The 15,324-nt window shown below is 40.6% G+C and carries 11 protein-coding genes; 6 read left to right on the top strand and 5 right to left on the bottom strand.

Translation table 11 applies throughout. From position 1 onward, the window contains the following. Nucleotides 1–82 precede the first annotated feature (82 nt). The 4 genes from PESP_RS01550 (at nucleotide 83) to PESP_RS01535 (ending at nucleotide 6,934) form a co-directional block, all read left to right on the top strand. The gene (locus PESP_RS01550; protein ID WP_089346468.1) at nucleotides 83–2,110 is read left to right on the top strand and encodes a methyl-accepting chemotaxis protein; all 2,028 of its coding nucleotides are present in this window, start codon (nucleotides 83–85) and stop codon (nucleotides 2,108–2,110) included. 583 nt (nucleotides 2,111–2,693) lie between these two features. Continuing rightward, on the top strand, nucleotides 2,694–5,402 hold the full coding sequence (secA, locus tag PESP_RS01545; RefSeq protein ID WP_089346467.1) for a preprotein translocase subunit SecA: 2,709 nt from the start codon (nucleotides 2,694–2,696) through the stop codon (nucleotides 5,400–5,402). Between the two features lie 60 nt (nucleotides 5,403–5,462). Next, a complete protein-coding gene (gene mutT / locus PESP_RS01540) occupies nucleotides 5,463–5,861 on the top strand; it encodes an 8-oxo-dGTP diphosphatase MutT (protein WP_089346466.1) in 399 nt (132 codons plus the stop codon). 5 nt (nucleotides 5,862–5,866) lie between these two features. Beyond that, nucleotides 5,867–6,934, top strand: a complete 1,068-nt coding sequence (locus PESP_RS01535; RefSeq protein WP_089346465.1) for a phosphotransferase enzyme family protein — start codon at nucleotides 5,867–5,869, stop codon at nucleotides 6,932–6,934. Nucleotides 6,935–7,034: 100 nt separating this feature from the next. Here the strand turns inward: PESP_RS01535 and PESP_RS01530 are convergent, their stop codons facing one another. The 3 genes from PESP_RS01530 to pmbA all read right to left on the bottom strand — a co-directional run bounded on the left by PESP_RS01530 (nucleotide 7,035) and on the right by pmbA (nucleotide 11,274). Beyond that, complete coding sequence (locus PESP_RS01530; RefSeq protein ID WP_089346464.1) at nucleotides 7,035–9,110, bottom strand: M13 family metallopeptidase; 2,076 nt, start codon at nucleotides 9,108–9,110, stop codon at nucleotides 7,035–7,037. 249 nt (nucleotides 9,111–9,359) lie between these two features. Further along, nucleotides 9,360–9,842: a DciA family protein gene (locus PESP_RS01525; protein ID WP_089346463.1), complete on the bottom strand. Its 483-nt coding sequence runs from the start codon at nucleotides 9,840–9,842 to the stop codon at nucleotides 9,360–9,362. A gap of 82 nt (nucleotides 9,843–9,924) precedes the next feature. Next, on the bottom strand, nucleotides 9,925–11,274 hold the full coding sequence (pmbA, locus tag PESP_RS01520; RefSeq protein WP_089346462.1) for a metalloprotease PmbA: 1,350 nt from the start codon (nucleotides 11,272–11,274) through the stop codon (nucleotides 9,925–9,927). A gap of 144 nt (nucleotides 11,275–11,418) precedes the next feature. Here pmbA and yjgA point away from each other — a divergent pair, with 144 nt between their 5' ends. Both yjgA and hemN read left to right on the top strand, forming a co-directional pair. After that, nucleotides 11,419–11,952: a ribosome biogenesis factor YjgA gene (yjgA, locus tag PESP_RS01515; protein ID WP_089346461.1), complete on the top strand. Its 534-nt coding sequence runs from the start codon at nucleotides 11,419–11,421 to the stop codon at nucleotides 11,950–11,952. Nucleotides 11,953–12,057: 105 nt separating this feature from the next. Then, complete coding sequence (gene hemN, locus PESP_RS01510; protein ID WP_089346460.1) at nucleotides 12,058–13,431, top strand: oxygen-independent coproporphyrinogen III oxidase; 1,374 nt, start codon at nucleotides 12,058–12,060, stop codon at nucleotides 13,429–13,431. A 69-nt stretch (nucleotides 13,432–13,500) separates the two neighbouring features. On the opposite strand, the gene PESP_RS01505 is transcribed toward hemN, so the two are convergent. Both PESP_RS01505 and yihI read right to left on the bottom strand, forming a co-directional pair. Then, a complete protein-coding gene (locus PESP_RS01505) occupies nucleotides 13,501–14,016 on the bottom strand; it encodes a DUF2489 domain-containing protein (protein ID WP_089346459.1) in 516 nt (171 codons plus the stop codon). Between the two features lie 12 nt (nucleotides 14,017–14,028). Then, the gene (gene yihI, locus PESP_RS01500) at nucleotides 14,029–14,628 is read right to left on the bottom strand and encodes a Der GTPase-activating protein YihI (RefSeq protein ID WP_089346458.1); all 600 of its coding nucleotides are present in this window, start codon (nucleotides 14,626–14,628) and stop codon (nucleotides 14,029–14,031) included. Nucleotides 14,629–15,324: the final 696 nt, after the last annotated feature.

Below are 15,324 nucleotides of genomic sequence, written 5' to 3'. Positions count from 1 at the left end.
TGGTTTTTATCTAACTTCATAGAGATTTAACGTAAGATATGATTAGATATAACCTTACTAAATAACAATAATACGTACACTCATGCTAAATAATTTATCATTACGGAAGAAAATATTATTATTGATTGGTGGTACCATCACCATTTTGCTAATTATTGCTTCAACATTTTTTGTAAAACACATTGCTAACCTCTCCAGAGTAAACATAGAGCGCGAAGCGCAAAGCTACCTACAAAGCGAACAACTATCAATGCAAAGCTACTTTGCAATGTACGGTAAGTTAGTTTCAACCTTTGTGAACAACCCACATTTAGTAAACTTTTTTGAAAATTGGGATACTCGCGATCAGTCAATTAAAAATGCGCCGGGTTACAACGAAGTAAACCAAGATTTTGTGCGTATTAGCTCAAATGACGAAAACGTATTGTCGGCGTTTTTTGCCTCAGCAACAACCGGCGAATACTTTAAAGAAAACGAGCGCACCAGCCATTATAACGGCCAACCATATTACGCATATAAGCGTGGTTGGTGGCAAGAAGCTATGCAAATTAATAAGCTTTACGTTGGCCCTATTTCGGTCGATTTAACCACAGGTGTGGCATCTGCCGTTGTACAACAACCAGTTTATAATGCGCAGCGTAAACTTATTGGTATGGGCGGCGTTGATTTACAGCTCAATAAAATTAACGACATGGTCGAAAACATTCGTTTTAATGGCCAAGGTTATGGCTTTTTGCTCGATAGCAATCAAAAAGTAGTGCATTTTTCTAATGCAACGGGCCATAAACTTTCTAATACTGACGAAGGCCCGAAAGGAAAAGAAGGCCTTGATGGACTAGAAACCCAATTTAACAACACCTCAGGCTTTAAAGAGCTCAATGCGCAAATGCGTAATAACCTCGATGGTAGCCATACTGTTATGTTAAAAGGTGAAGAGTTTTACGTGGTATATCACCGCTTACAGCTAGAGCAACCTTATTTAGATTGGTATGTAGGTTTACTTATTCCTACAAGCATGATTGAAGCGCCTGTTAATGAGGCAGTAACAACAACCACCACAGCTGTTGTTATCATATTAGTGATTATTTTAGCGATGATATTGTGGGCAACCCAAATGATCTCACAGCCTATTACAACACTTACCCATATTATGCGCGATATCGCCTCTGGCGAAGGCGACTTAACACAAAAAATTAATATTGATAGCCAAGATGAAGTGGGCCAGCTCGCAAATCATATGAATACCTTTATTGATAAGCTCCGTGCCATGATGCTAGAAACTGCAGCACAAGCCGAGCAACTAACCAATGCAGCAGCCCAATTACGAAACGTATCAGCGCAAACAAACACTGAGATTCAACAAGAAAAACAACAAGTAGATAGCGTAAGCGCTGCCGTTACCGAAATGGCCAGTACCGTACTTGAAATTTCACGTAATGCACAGCACACCAATAGCGCCGCTGAAGAAGTGCAAGCCATTACCGCTGAGGGAGCTAACCGCTCTACTCAAGCGCAAACGGTGATGACAGAATTGGCACTGCATATAGGTGAAGCATCTAAAGTAGTCGCAGGCCTTGAGCAAGAAAGTAATAATATTGGCGCATTAGTTGATGTAATTAACTCAATTGCCGATCAAACTAACTTACTCGCACTTAATGCAGCGATTGAAGCCGCCCGAGCTGGCGAGCACGGCCGTGGCTTTGCCGTAGTAGCCGACGAAGTACGCTCACTCGCAAGTCGTACGCAAGAATCTACTGACGATATTCGTAATATGATTTCTCGTTTGCAACAAATTGCACAGCAAGCATCGGTTATGATGTTACAAGGCCAAGAACAAACCGAAGGCTCAGTATCGCAGACAAAAGAAGTACTTAGCTCACTGCAAAACATTGCGCAATCGGTTACTAAAGTACAAGACCAAAGCCATCAAATTGCGACTTCAACTGAACAACAAACCGTTGTTGCAGAAGACATAAACACAAGCCTTGCAGCAATTAATGGACTAGTAAACAGTACCGCTGACCACGCCCATATATTAGCAGACGAAGCACGAGACTTAAGTGACTTGGCCATCGCACTTAATAAAACGGTTAATCAGTTTAAGCTTTAAAAAAACAAAGCAGCAAGGCGGGTTATTATACCAATCCGCTTAATTAAGTGAGCAATTTTGAGGATAGATAAACGTGTTGATAACTAGGCAAAAAATTCGTTATTTAGTTATTCTAAATGAGAATTTTTTAACGCAGATAGCGACACGTTTAGCCCCTAAAAGTGATTAAGTATTATTGCGGATTGGTATTAAGTCTAAAACTTACCCGCCTAGTATATGTGACCTTTGTGAGTTGAATGAATTTAAACCAGCAAAGGTCACTCGCCTTAGCACTCTTGTTTTTAAATTTTTTAACACCATATCTTCACAACTTGCTGCTATTTTTAGCGCAATTAAATTTAGATTTTTGCGCATCAGATCAAATTTTCTGTTTTAAATACACATCTTTTAGTTGAGATAGTTTGTTGTTTGGCAGAGTCTGGTATAGTAGGACACGTATTAAACAGCGCTTTATGGGCCTTTAATACAAAATTGCTAATTAATATGTTCTACACGTTATGTAAAAGTACATATTAATTATCAATTGTAAAAAATGGGTTAGCCGACGTTCGGTTAACAAAGAATACATTGTAACGGTTTTATCATGATATCTAATTTATTTACCAAGATTTTTGGTAGTCGCAATGACCGCACTATTAAAAACCTAAGAAAGACGGTCGCGCTAATCAACGCGCTAGAAACGCAATTAGAAGCGCTTTCTGATGAAGATTTAAGAGCTAAGACAGCTGAGTTTAGAGAACGTTACGATAACGGACAAAGCCTTGACGACATTTTACCAGAAGCATTTGCTGTGGTACGTGAAGCGTCAAAGCGTGTAAATGGCATGCGTCACTTCGACGTACAGCTATTAGGTGGTATGGTTTTACATCAAGGTCGCATTGCAGAAATGCGTACCGGTGAAGGTAAAACACTAACAGCAACACTTCCAGCCTATTTAAATGGCTTAACAGGCAAAGGCGTACACGTAATTACCGTGAACGACTACCTTGCTAAACGTGATGCTGAAACAAACCGCGAGTTATTTGAGTTCTTAGGCCTAACTGTGGGCTGTAACGTACCTGGCATGATGCCACAGCAGAAAAAGCAAGCTTATACTGCTGACATTACCTACGGTACAAATAACGAATTTGGTTTTGACTACCTTCGTGACAACATGGCATTTAGCATTGATGAGCGCGTACAGCGTCCATTGTTTTATGCAGTAGTGGATGAAGTGGATTCAATCCTAATCGATGAAGCGCGTACACCGCTTATTATTTCAGGTCCGGCTGAAGATAGCTCTGAGCTATACATCGAAATCAACAAAATAGTGCCGCTTTTAGAGCTTCAAGAAAAAGAAGACGAAGAAGGTGTTGAAGGCGATGGCGATTACACAATAGACGAAAAGTCTAAGCAAGTTCATTTAACTGAACGCGGCCAAATTAAAGTTGAAGACTTATTAACTGAACGTAACTTAATTGAAGAAGGCGACTCGCTTTACTCTGCAAGTAGCATTACCCTTTTAAGCCATGTATATGCAGCACTGCGTGCTCATAAGCTTTATCAAAAAGATGTTGATTACGTTGTTAAAGAAAACGAAGTCATTATTATCGATGAGCACACTGGCCGCTCAATGGAAGGTCGTCGTTGGTCTGAAGGTTTACACCAAGCTGTTGAAGCTAAAGAAGGCGTAAAAATTCAAAACGAAAACCAAACACTTGCTTCAATCACTTTCCAAAACTACTTCCGTTTATACGAAACGTTAGCAGGTATGACAGGTACAGCCGACACTGAAGCATTTGAGTTTCAGTCAATTTATGGCCTAGATACCGTAGTTATGCCAACTAATAAGCCGATGATTCGTGATGATCGCGCCGATTTAGTTTACCTAACGCAAGAAGAAAAGTACGAAGCTATTTTAATTGATATTAAAGATTGCCAAGAGCGCGGACAACCTGTGCTTGTAGGTACTATTTCAATTGAAAGCTCTGAGTATTTATCACAGTTTTTACGCAAAGAAAAAATTAAGCACAATGTACTTAATGCTAAATTTCACGCGCAAGAAGCTGACATCGTATCGGATGCAGGTTTACCAGGCACTGTTACTATTGCAACTAACATGGCCGGTCGTGGTACCGATATCGTGCTTGGCGGCAATTGGAACAGCGAAGTTGAAAAACTAGAAAATCCAACAGATGAGCAAATTGCTGAAATTAAAGCCGCATGGAAAATTCGCCATGATGCAGTAATTGATGCTGGCGGCTTACATATTATTGGTACTGAGCGCCATGAATCGCGCCGTATAGATAACCAATTACGTGGTCGTTCTGGTCGTCAAGGTGATGCCGGCTCTAGCCGTTTTTACTTATCGATGGACGATGCGCTAATGCGTATATTTGCCGGCGAGCGCATGACTAACATGATGCGTAAACTAGGCATGCAACGCGGCGAAGCCATTGAGCATCCATGGGTTAACCGCGCAATTGAAAACGCACAACGTAAAGTAGAAGCGCGTAACTTTGATGTACGTAAGCAACTGCTTGAATACGATGACGTGGCAAACGATCAACGTCGTGTTGTTTACTCTCAGCGTAACGAACTACTTGAAGAAGGCGATATTTCAGAAACTATCACGGCTATCCGTGGTGACGTGCTTGCGGGTGTTATTGACCAATACATTGCACCACAAAGCCTTGCTGAAATGTGGGATGTGCCAGGCCTTGAAGAGCGCTTGAAACAAGACTTCCTAATTGAGCTTCCAATTTCACAATGGCTAGCTGATGACAATAAACTATACGAAGAAAAACTTCGTGAACGTATTGAGCAAGCGGTTGAGCAAGCTTACAAGCAAAAAGAAGAGCAAGTTGGCGACTCTGTACTACGCCAGTTTGAAAAAGCGATTATGCTACAAAGCCTTGATCAGCATTGGAAAGATCACCTTGCTGCAATGGATCACTTACGCCAAGGTATTCACTTACGTGGTTACGCGCAAAAGAATCCTAAGCAAGAGTACAAACGCGAGTCTTTCGAGCTGTTCTCTGAAATGCTTGAAAACTTAAAAGTTGATGTAGTTGGCATTTTAAGTAAAGTACAAGTACGTGCAGAAGAAGATGTTGAAAAAGTAGAAGAGCAACACCGTAAGAGTGAAAATGCCCCTCGCGAGTACCAACATGAAGAAGCTGAGCACGTAGGCGGCGAAGCACCTCAAAGCGCAACGGTAATGGCTAGAACAGAGCCAAAAGTTGGCCGTAATGATCCGTGTCCTTGTGGTTCAGGTCAAAAATTCAAACAGTGTTGTGGTAAATTAAAATAACCACGCAATGTAAGTAATTAAAAAGCGACGCTAGCGTCGCTTTTTTTATGGAGTAAAAACATGACAATAAAAATAGTAAATGTAGCTGTAGGTGTTATTAAAAAAAACAATGCCATTTTTATTTGTAAGCGCGCCGATGAGCAACATCAAGGTGGCTTATGGGAATTTCCAGGTGGCAAAGTAGAGGCCGGCGAAAGCGTTTTTGCAGCACTTAAGCGCGAACTAATAGAAGAAGTGGGGATCACAATTCACAGCTCGAGCCAACTTATGGTGATTGAGCATGACTACGGCGATAAATGTGTAAAACTCGATATACATGTCGTTAGTAACTTTAGTGGTGAAGCGCATGGCGCTGAAGGCCAGCCAAGCGAATGGGTTGCTATTAGCGAGCTTAGTAACTATGACTTCCCTGCAGCTAACGCTGATATTATTGAAAAAATACAAGCTCGATACGCGTAGGTTAAATGAATACGTTAATTCAAAATAAATTAAGTGAGCTTTTAGCGCTAAACCCTGAGCTTACTCAGGTTAGCGTTATAGGTAGCGGCCACATAAATACGACGTGGCTGCTTAGTAATGCCTCGCAGCAATTTATTGTACAAAAGCTTAATACCCATGTATTTAAATACCCTGCGCACCTCATTAATAATGCAAAATTAATTGAACAGCACTTATACGCTAAAAAGCAAAGCAACAGCTACCCGCTTGAGATTGTTAAACACATAAGCACACGCAGCAACGAGTACTTAATAAGCATTGAAAACGAGCAGTACCGAGTACTTAACTTTATTAGCCAAAGCTTTAGTGAAGATGTAGTTAAAACCACAGAGCAAGCACATCAAGCAGCTTTAGCATTTGGCACTTTTGCAAGCGCCCTTCACGATTTTGACGCATCAGCGCTTTACACTGTTATTGAAGATTTTCATAACTTAGCTATGCGCTTTGAGCAATTAAATTCAGCTATAAATACAAGTACTAATAAGCGGCTCATGCACTGTGAAAGCGAAATAGCCTACTGCTTATCGCAGCAGCATTTAATTAAAGAACTCAGTGATTTAGCCGCCGACTTACCTATTCGCGTATGCCATAACGACACTAAAATAAATAATATGTTGTATTGTAGTAGTACGCATAAAGCAAAAGCGGTTATCGATTTAGATACCTGTATGGCAGGGTTTTTACTGTATGACTTTGGTGACATGGTACGTACATTTTGCTGCGCTGAGGCAGAGGACTCAACCAACCTTGATAAAGTGATTATTCGTAAAGAGATGTTTGAGGCGCTTGTTAAGGGCTACCTAACTCCCCTTCAGCCTCTTATGAGTAATACAGAGCAATCAAGCTTGTTGCTTGGTGCTAAAATTATGCCTTTAATGCTTAGCGTGCGTTTTTTAACTGATTACTTAAATAACGATGTGTACTTTAAAACCTCTCATGAAGAGCATAATTTAGAGCGTGCTCAAAACCAACTGGCTTTGTATAAAAACATTTTAAGTAATGAAAGCTGGATGCATCAAACCCTCATGCAATAGCAGCAATGTTATTGCTATAAAAAAACCAGCAAGCTAAACACTTGCTGGTTTTTTATTAACTAACCTAAATTTTGGTTAAGCTAACTAAAATAAATATCAATTACCAAATTTTTACGCGATCTTCTGGTTTGATATACATTTTGTCGCCTTCTTTTACGTCAAACGCTTCGTAAAATTCTGGCATGTTCGACAAGATACCGATTACACGGTAGTGGCTTGGTGAATGTGGGTCTGTCATTAAGCGGTTACGTAACTCTTCATCACGATACTTACGACGCCAAATTTGTGACCAACCCATAAAGAAGCGTTGATCCCCTGTGTAGCCTTCAATAACAGGTGCTTTGTTATCACCTAAAGATAATTGATACGCTTTGTAAGCAACAGTAAGACCGCCTAAATCACCAATGTTTTCGCCAAGCGTTAGCTCACCGTTAACACCTGCATCTTCAAATGGTTTGTACTCGTTGTATTGTGCCACTAGTGCACCTGTGCGCTCTTCAAACTGTTTAAGGTCAGTCTCGCTCCACCAGTTACGTAAGTTACCGTCACCGTCGTATTTAGCACCTTGGTCGTCAAAACCGTGGCCAAGTTCGTGGCCAATTACTGCGCCAATTGCACCGTAGTTTACAGCATCATCCGCTTCTAAGTTAAAGAATGGCGGTTGCAAAATTGCAGCAGGAAATACAATTTCGTTGTTTACTGGGTTGTAATACGCATTTACCGTTTGTGGTGTCATGTGCCACTCAGAACGGTCAACAGGTTTGCCTAACTTAGCAATCATGTCTTTGTAAGCCCATTTGCTGTAACGTAAGTAGTTACCTACTAACTCTTCAGGGTTAATTGTAAGCTCAGAGTAGTCTTTCCAATTATCTGGGTAACCAATTTTAGGAGTAAACTTGTTAAGCTTTTCTTGGGCTGCCAGTTTAGTTTCTGGGCTCATCCACTCAAGGTTTTCAATAGCAACGCCGTAACCTTTAATTACGTTATCAACTAGCTCTTCCATACGCGCTTTCGCTTCTGGCGGGAAGTTATCTTTAACGTACACTTTACCTAAAATTTCACCCAGTACACTGTTAGAAGCATCTACGGCTTTTTTCCAAAGTGGCGCTTGCTCTTCTACACCACGTAAAGTTGTGCTGTAAAAGTTAAATTTAAGGTCAACTAAATCTTCACTAAGTAACTGTGCATAGCCACTTACAAAATGAAACTTTAAGTAGTTTTTCCAGGTTGCTAGGTCGGTATCTTTATATACATCTGCAAATGCTTCTAAGTAGCTTGGCTGGCGTACAATAATATCACTGGTACTTACACCCGCGCTTTCAAAAAAGCCTGCAAGGTCAAACTCACCCATTAGCTTACTTGCATCTGCAACACTCATTTTATTATAAGATTTAGTTGCATCACGGCTTTGTACACGACTCCACTGCGCATCGGCAAGTGACTTTTCAAACGCGATAACGCTTTTAGCGGCTTCGGATGCGTTTTTAACACCCGATTTAGCTAAAATGTCTGTCATGTACTGCTCGTAAGCTGCACGAATTTTAGTGAATTTTTCTTCATCTTTTAGATAGTAATCGCGATCCGGTAAACCTAGGCCTGATTGCGATAAATACAAGGCATATTCGCTCGAATTTTTAGCGTCATTATTTACAAACCAACCAAATGGTAAGCTAGCACCTTGTTGCTGAATAGATGCCATTAATGGGGCTAAATTAGCTTTAGATTCAACGCTATCAATTGTATCTAAAGAAGGCTGAAGTGGTGTAATACCTAACTCATCACGCGCGCCTTTATCCATATAGCTCTTATAAAAAGCACCAATTTTATACTCGTCGCTACCTTTTTTAGCCGCGGTATTTTCAGCCGCACTTTCAAGCGCTTTCTTCATCGCTTTTTGCGACTCGTCATATAACTGCGAAAAAGAGCCATAGTTAGATTTATCGCCTGGGATCTCTGTTTTAGCAAGCCACTGACCATTTACGTGGTAGTAAAAATCGTCCTGTGCGCGTACCGACTCATCCATATTGGCAAGATCTACACCTAGCTCAAGTGGTTTTTCTGCAGGGGTGGTAACAGCAGCTGTTTCGGCTACTTTAGTTTCTTGTTGTTTTTCACCGCAACCTACCAGGCCAAGTGCAAGTGCGATACTTGCAGCGGTAATAGTTACTTTTTTCATAGTTATTCCGTTTGTTAGTTAGAATTAAATAGCCACCCCATTAAACTCATAACTGCTTGAGGAAAGTAAATAGCACTCTTTGCACGATTTAACTCAATGGGCTGGGTATCTAGGCGGTTAAAGAAACGCGCCGAATTTGTATGATAAACCGCATTAATAAAACAATGAAATAGAATATGTAACAAAGTATTTTGTATGCGACGAGCCGACAAAATACCTCTATCAATGACTTAATTTTATAAACAGTTATTATTTTTTACCGTGGCGAGCCAAGCGTTCTAGCTTCTCTTTAAGCGAAGGTGGCGCTGAGGCAGCAATCGCATTGAGGTAATCAGATGTTTGCTGGCTCATTGTTCTTGAATTGCCAGAGGCCTCAGAGCTTGCTGCATTTTTATTTACCGTAGGGCTTAACCGAGTGGTTGCTTGTGGGTTGGCAACTATTTTAATTTGCCCAAGCTCTGCCATGCCAGCCGCTCTAAAATGCGACTGCATATCCATTTTTAAGTAATTAAGCTTAAGTGCGATAGACGCCGATACAGCCTCTATCATCAGTGTGCCGTCTCGATAATTACTCACTCGGCATTTTTCACCCAGCTTGGGACCTAAAAATTCTTTTAGTAACGTTTGTTGTTTATCAAGCGCTTGGCTTTTACCTGCATAGGCCGATAAGCGGTTGTTTAATCCCGCCATTATATCGTTTAGAGGTTTTGGTGCGTATCTATCTTTAGCCATGGTGCAACTTATATTAAATACAACGTTATAACGCTAAAACTAAAAGCAAAGCGATTAGTTTTAGCAAGGTTTAAACACAATACTAGGCGCCCGCAATCTGCATTTGCTCTATCAGTACTGAGCCGGTTTGAATTCCGCCACGGCGCTCTATATCGCCGCCAATTGCTGAAATAGCTTTAAACATGTCTTTTAAATTTCCAGCAATAGTGATTTCACTTACCGGGTATTGGATCTCGCCGTTTTCTACCCAAAAACCAGCCGCTCCACGCGAGTAATCACCTGTTACAGTGTTTACACCTTGGCCCATAAGCTCAGTAACCAACAAGCCTGTGCCCATGGTTTTTAATAACGCGGTTAAATCACTGTGGGTTTGCTCAACTAACCAGTTATGAATACCCCCCGCATGACCGGTTGGGGCCATATTTAATTTACGCGCAGCGTAACTTGCTAATAAGTAAGTTTGTAGCTCACCGCCTTGAATTATTTCACGGTCGAGGGTTTTAACCCCTTCGCTATCAAAAGGCGATGACGCTAAACCTTTTAAAATATGTGGACGCTCGGCTATATTTACACAGTTACTAAATACTTGTGTACCAAGGCTGTCGAGTAAAAAGCTTGATTTACGATAAAGCGCACCACCACCAATAGCCGACACTAAATGGCCAAACAGCGAATTGGCAATATCAGCTCTAAAAATAACAGGCACTTTCATAGTCCCTAGTTTTTGGCTGTTTAATTTAGCAAGTGTTTCGGTTGCAGCTTCAAGGCCAACCGCTGCGGCATCGTTTAAACCAGCTTGATCGCGGGCAACGGTGTACGCCGAGTCGCGCTGCATGTGCTCGCCTTCTTTACCAATTACCATGGTACTAATGCTGTGACGCGTACGAGGAAAACCAGCAATTAAACCATGGCTGTTACCATATACACGTAAACCTTGGTGCGATGAAAAACTAGCGCCGTCTGAATTTACAATTCGCTCATCGGCATTTAATGCCGCTTGCTCTGCAGCATGACAAAGCTCAATACCTTGTTCAGGGCTTACATCCCACGGGTGGTATAAATCGAGATCTTTTGGTGCAAACTCAAGTAATTCTTTATCTGCAATGCCGTTAAATGGGTCATCAGATGTAAACTTGGCAATATCTATCGCTTTTTCTACAACGGTACGTAATATTTTTGGGTTTAAATCAGCAGTAGATGCCGAGCCTTTATTGTTGCCAACATAAACGCTAATTCCTAAGCCGCCATCTTGGTTAAACTCAATGGTTTCTACTTCACCCATACGTGTACTTACCGACAAGCCTGATGTACTAGACATAGCAGCTTCAGCGGCAGTGGCCCCCAATTTTTTAGCATGCTCGAGCACCTCGGCTACAGCATCTTTAACTTGAGATATTTGAGAATAAATTGGATCGTGTTGTTGGCTTTTCATAAATTAAGTCCTGAGCCTTAAGGCAATATTGCACGCATTTCTTATCTTTAAATGCTAACACACTCACTGCACCACATCAGCTAATATTAATCACTAAAAGAATGGCGTATAATAGCAAAAGTTATTTTTACTTAAGAGCACCCCATGGCGAAGAAAAAAGGCAAGCCTGCTGAAATTGAAGAAGAAATTATTTACGTATCAAAAAGTGAACTTAAGCGCGACGCGCAAGAGTTTCATCAGTTAGGCTCTGAAATTGCCAAAATGGGTAAAAAGCAACGTGAACGCTTACCACTAAATGACGATTTAAAAGCGGCCATGGTTGTTGCTGATAAAATTAGCAACAAAAGCGATGCATACCGTCGTCATTTAAATTACATTGCTAAAACGCTGCGCACAGTAGAAAACATTGAAGAAATTAAAGCCATCATTGATGTAATGCTTAATAAAAATAACCAAGCAGAGGTTATGATTAAAAAAATTGAGCAATTACGCAGCGACTTAATCGAGCAAGGCGATGACTTAATTAACGAAACCATTGAGCAATACCCTACGCTTGAGCGCCAAAAAATGCGCCAACTGGTCCGAAATGCCGCTAAAGAAGTAAAAGCAGAAAAACCAGGCAGAGGCTATAAAGAGCTGTTTCAGTACTTAAAAGATGCCCACAACGTTACTTATTAATTAACGTTTAAAAAGGTGCTACGGCACCTTTTTTTGTTGTAGATCAAAATACGTAATAGCGTTATTTTTTATCATGTAGCCCTTATTTTTATAAAGGTGCGTGTGATGATAAAGCTTCCAAAGTGGGACCAAGCTCTAATTAACAAATATAATGTGTCAGGGCCGCGTTATACCTCCTATCCAACCGCTCTGTCTTTACGTGACGGTTACCAACAGCAAGACCTAGTTAGCGCAATAAAATCATCATCGAGCCGCTCACTATCTTTGTATATTCACATCCCTTTTTGTAGTCAGCTTTGTTATTACTGTGGTTGTAATAAGGTCATTACACGTCATCAGTCTAAGGCTGATGTTTACCTAGATTACCTTGCTAAAGAAATTGCAGCGCAAGCACCTTTATTTAAACACTACAGTGTTGAACAGCTTCATTTAGGCGGCGGTACACCTACCTTTTTAACCGTAAAACAAATGACACGCCTTATTGATTTATTAGAACAACATTTTAATTTTAACCGCAATACCGAGCGAGGTATTGAAATAGACCCACGCTCCCTTGCCGACAACATGCTTATTAATTTACGTGTGCTTGGCTTTAACCGCGTATCGTTTGGTATTCAAGATTTTAATGATGAGGTGCAACTTGCTGTAAATCGCCCGCAGCACGCGCACAGTGTTAAAGCACTCATCGCTCAAGCGCGCGAGCTTGGGTTTAAATCAATTAATGCAGATATGATTTACGGTTTACCACTGCAAACGCCACAGAGCTTTAAACGCACAATAGATCAATTAATATCACTTGGACCAGACAGGGTCTCGGTGTTTAATTATGCGCACTTGCCTGAACGCTTTGCCGCACAACGAAAAATAAAAGAGGCCGACTTACCCAATGCGCACGATAAACTCACCATGTTTAAAAACACGCTTGAGCAAATGTTAGACGCAGGCTATCAGTTTATTGGAATGGATCACTTTGCTAAAGCGGATAATGAGTTAGCAATAGCGCAAAATAAGGCTGAGCTACATCGTAACTTTCAAGGGTATACCACGCATGGAAATTGCGACTTATTAGGTTTAGGTGTGTCGTCTATTTCGCAAATAGGCACGGCTATTTTACAAAATCAAAAAGAGCTTAAACATTATTACCATGCAATAGAAACGCAAACAGGCAGTGCCATAAATAAAGGGATGCATTTAACACGCGATGATGTAATTCGTGCTGATGCAATTAAAACGCTTATTTGTCAATTTGAGCTTGATATGAACAGCTTTGCACAAAAACATAAAATTCAATTTAATGATTACTTTGCTGATGCCCTGCAAGCCCTTGCTCCGCTAATTGAAGATGACATGGTGCGTATTGCTAATAACCTCATAACCGTAACGCCACGCGGTAATTTATTTATTCGTATTATTTGTATGTGCTTTGACGCGCATTTACAAAAGCAAATTAACGCCACGCGGTTTTCTCGCGTAATTTAATACCCGTTAAATTAACGCCAAGCACAAAAAAAGCAGACCTAAGTCTGCTTTTTATATTATCAATAGCGCTTAATTAAACACGACATTTTCGCTGCCAGGGGCGGCTTTAAACTCAACAATGATTTTTTCGCAATCGGCTTTAATTTCATCACTGAAGTTTTCTTCTGCGCGCCAACGGGCTGTATCTTGTTTAAAAATCTCTTTTTTAGAGTATTTTTTGCGTGCATCGTGAGTCGGCATTTCTTTAACGACTTCATACATTTTATAAATACCCGGGTACGCTTGAGTTAAATCTCGCTCGTCTTCAAAACCGTACTGCGACATTAACACCCAAATACGTAAGCAGCCTTCAGAAAACTCACACTGCTCTTGCTCCATAGCACGTGCTATTAAATGAATGCTGTCGGCAAGTTTTGCGTTGCGCTTTAGGCGCGACTGCTTTAATTTTTGCTGTTGCTCAGCTTGCTTTTGCGCAATTAGCTTTTTTTGCGCACTAAGCTTATAAAGCAACTGACCCGCATAAAATGCCAAGCCAGCTATAATAGCAGCACCTACAAATAAGGCTACAATCACCGCTGTACTCATTACATGCCCTTACTATTTGTCTTCGTCGTCATCTAGCCATTCATTGGCTAAATCATCAGAGAGGTACTTATCAAAGTCTGAGGTGCCTTCGCTGGTAAAGTCGTCTTCGAAATCATCTTCAAATTCGTCTTCGTCCTCATCTTCAATACCTAACAACTTACACAGTACTTGGTGGCGCGCAATGCGGCTATTAAAGTACTTGGCATCTTTACCTGTAAGCATTTCGCCTTGTTCATGGCGCTCAACTAATTTAAGTAAACGCTCATCGTTTTCAAGCGCTTCAAGCTCTTGCTCTGGCGTAAGCTCTGGCTCTGTTACTTTTTTAAGCTCAACAGTTGGCTTAAGGTTACGTTTCATTTCAACTTGTGGTTGAGGAGCTGTTGCAACTAAAGGCACCGCCTTTTTACTTCCTACACGTTTATCTTTCGGTGCAGAACCCACTTTATTAGTGTCGGTATCTAGCAATTCAGGAGCGTTACGCGATCCCGCTTTAGCACCTTTAGTTTTTTTAACACGCTGCTCTTTAAGCGCACGCATTTCTTTAAGCTTGTCTTGGCTTAAACGAACCGGGCCGTTTGAAGGAATTTTGCGTGATTTTTTCTTTCTACTCATATCTTGATCATCTCACTTAAGAGGTTTTGAGCGAGGCGCATAGTATGAGCATCGCAGTGCTGGCCGAGCCAGAAGAATTCAGTTTGCGCGTTAGAGCTTGGGTTGCTCATTGTAATAGCGCGTTAGCTAATTGCTAAACGGTGGGTATTGTAACAGGACAAATAAAAAGGCGGTAGAGAAAACATCTCTACCGCCTACTAATCTGAGCGCCATTATCTGGACACTTCTCCCTTCGACTTTTTTAGTCTTTATTATTTTTTTTATTATCAGTCCGTTTTGTTATTATTTTAACCTTCCTTGTTACATTCCATTTTGTTTTTATTATTAAACTTCCATGAGATTTTATTATTTACGGTCATCCTGACACTTTTTTGATATTTCCTTTAGTAGCACCATCATTGTGCTATTCAGTCGTGTCGCGCCATTTTCCTTTAGCATAATCCATGTTGTTATTGTTGTTTTGCGACAGTGGTTAATTTACCCGTTAATATTTTAGTTACAACTGGTTTATATTATTTTTCTCACAGTATACACAAACAAAAACACTAAAAACCTATATAATTAACAAGTTAGCGATAAATTGATTTTTAAAATAAGTCATTTCCTACAAATCGATATGGCAAATATCTCACAAACTAAAGGGTGATATCGTTAAAATTTGGACACAAAAAAAGCAGCGCAAGCTGCTTTTTAATC

Source organism: Pseudoalteromonas espejiana DSM 9414 (assembly GCF_002221525.1).
Lineage (GTDB): Bacteria > Pseudomonadota > Gammaproteobacteria > Enterobacterales > Alteromonadaceae > Pseudoalteromonas > Pseudoalteromonas espejiana.
Note: the sequence above shows the minus strand (reverse complement) of the source record. Positions and strands in the feature narration are given on the sequence as shown.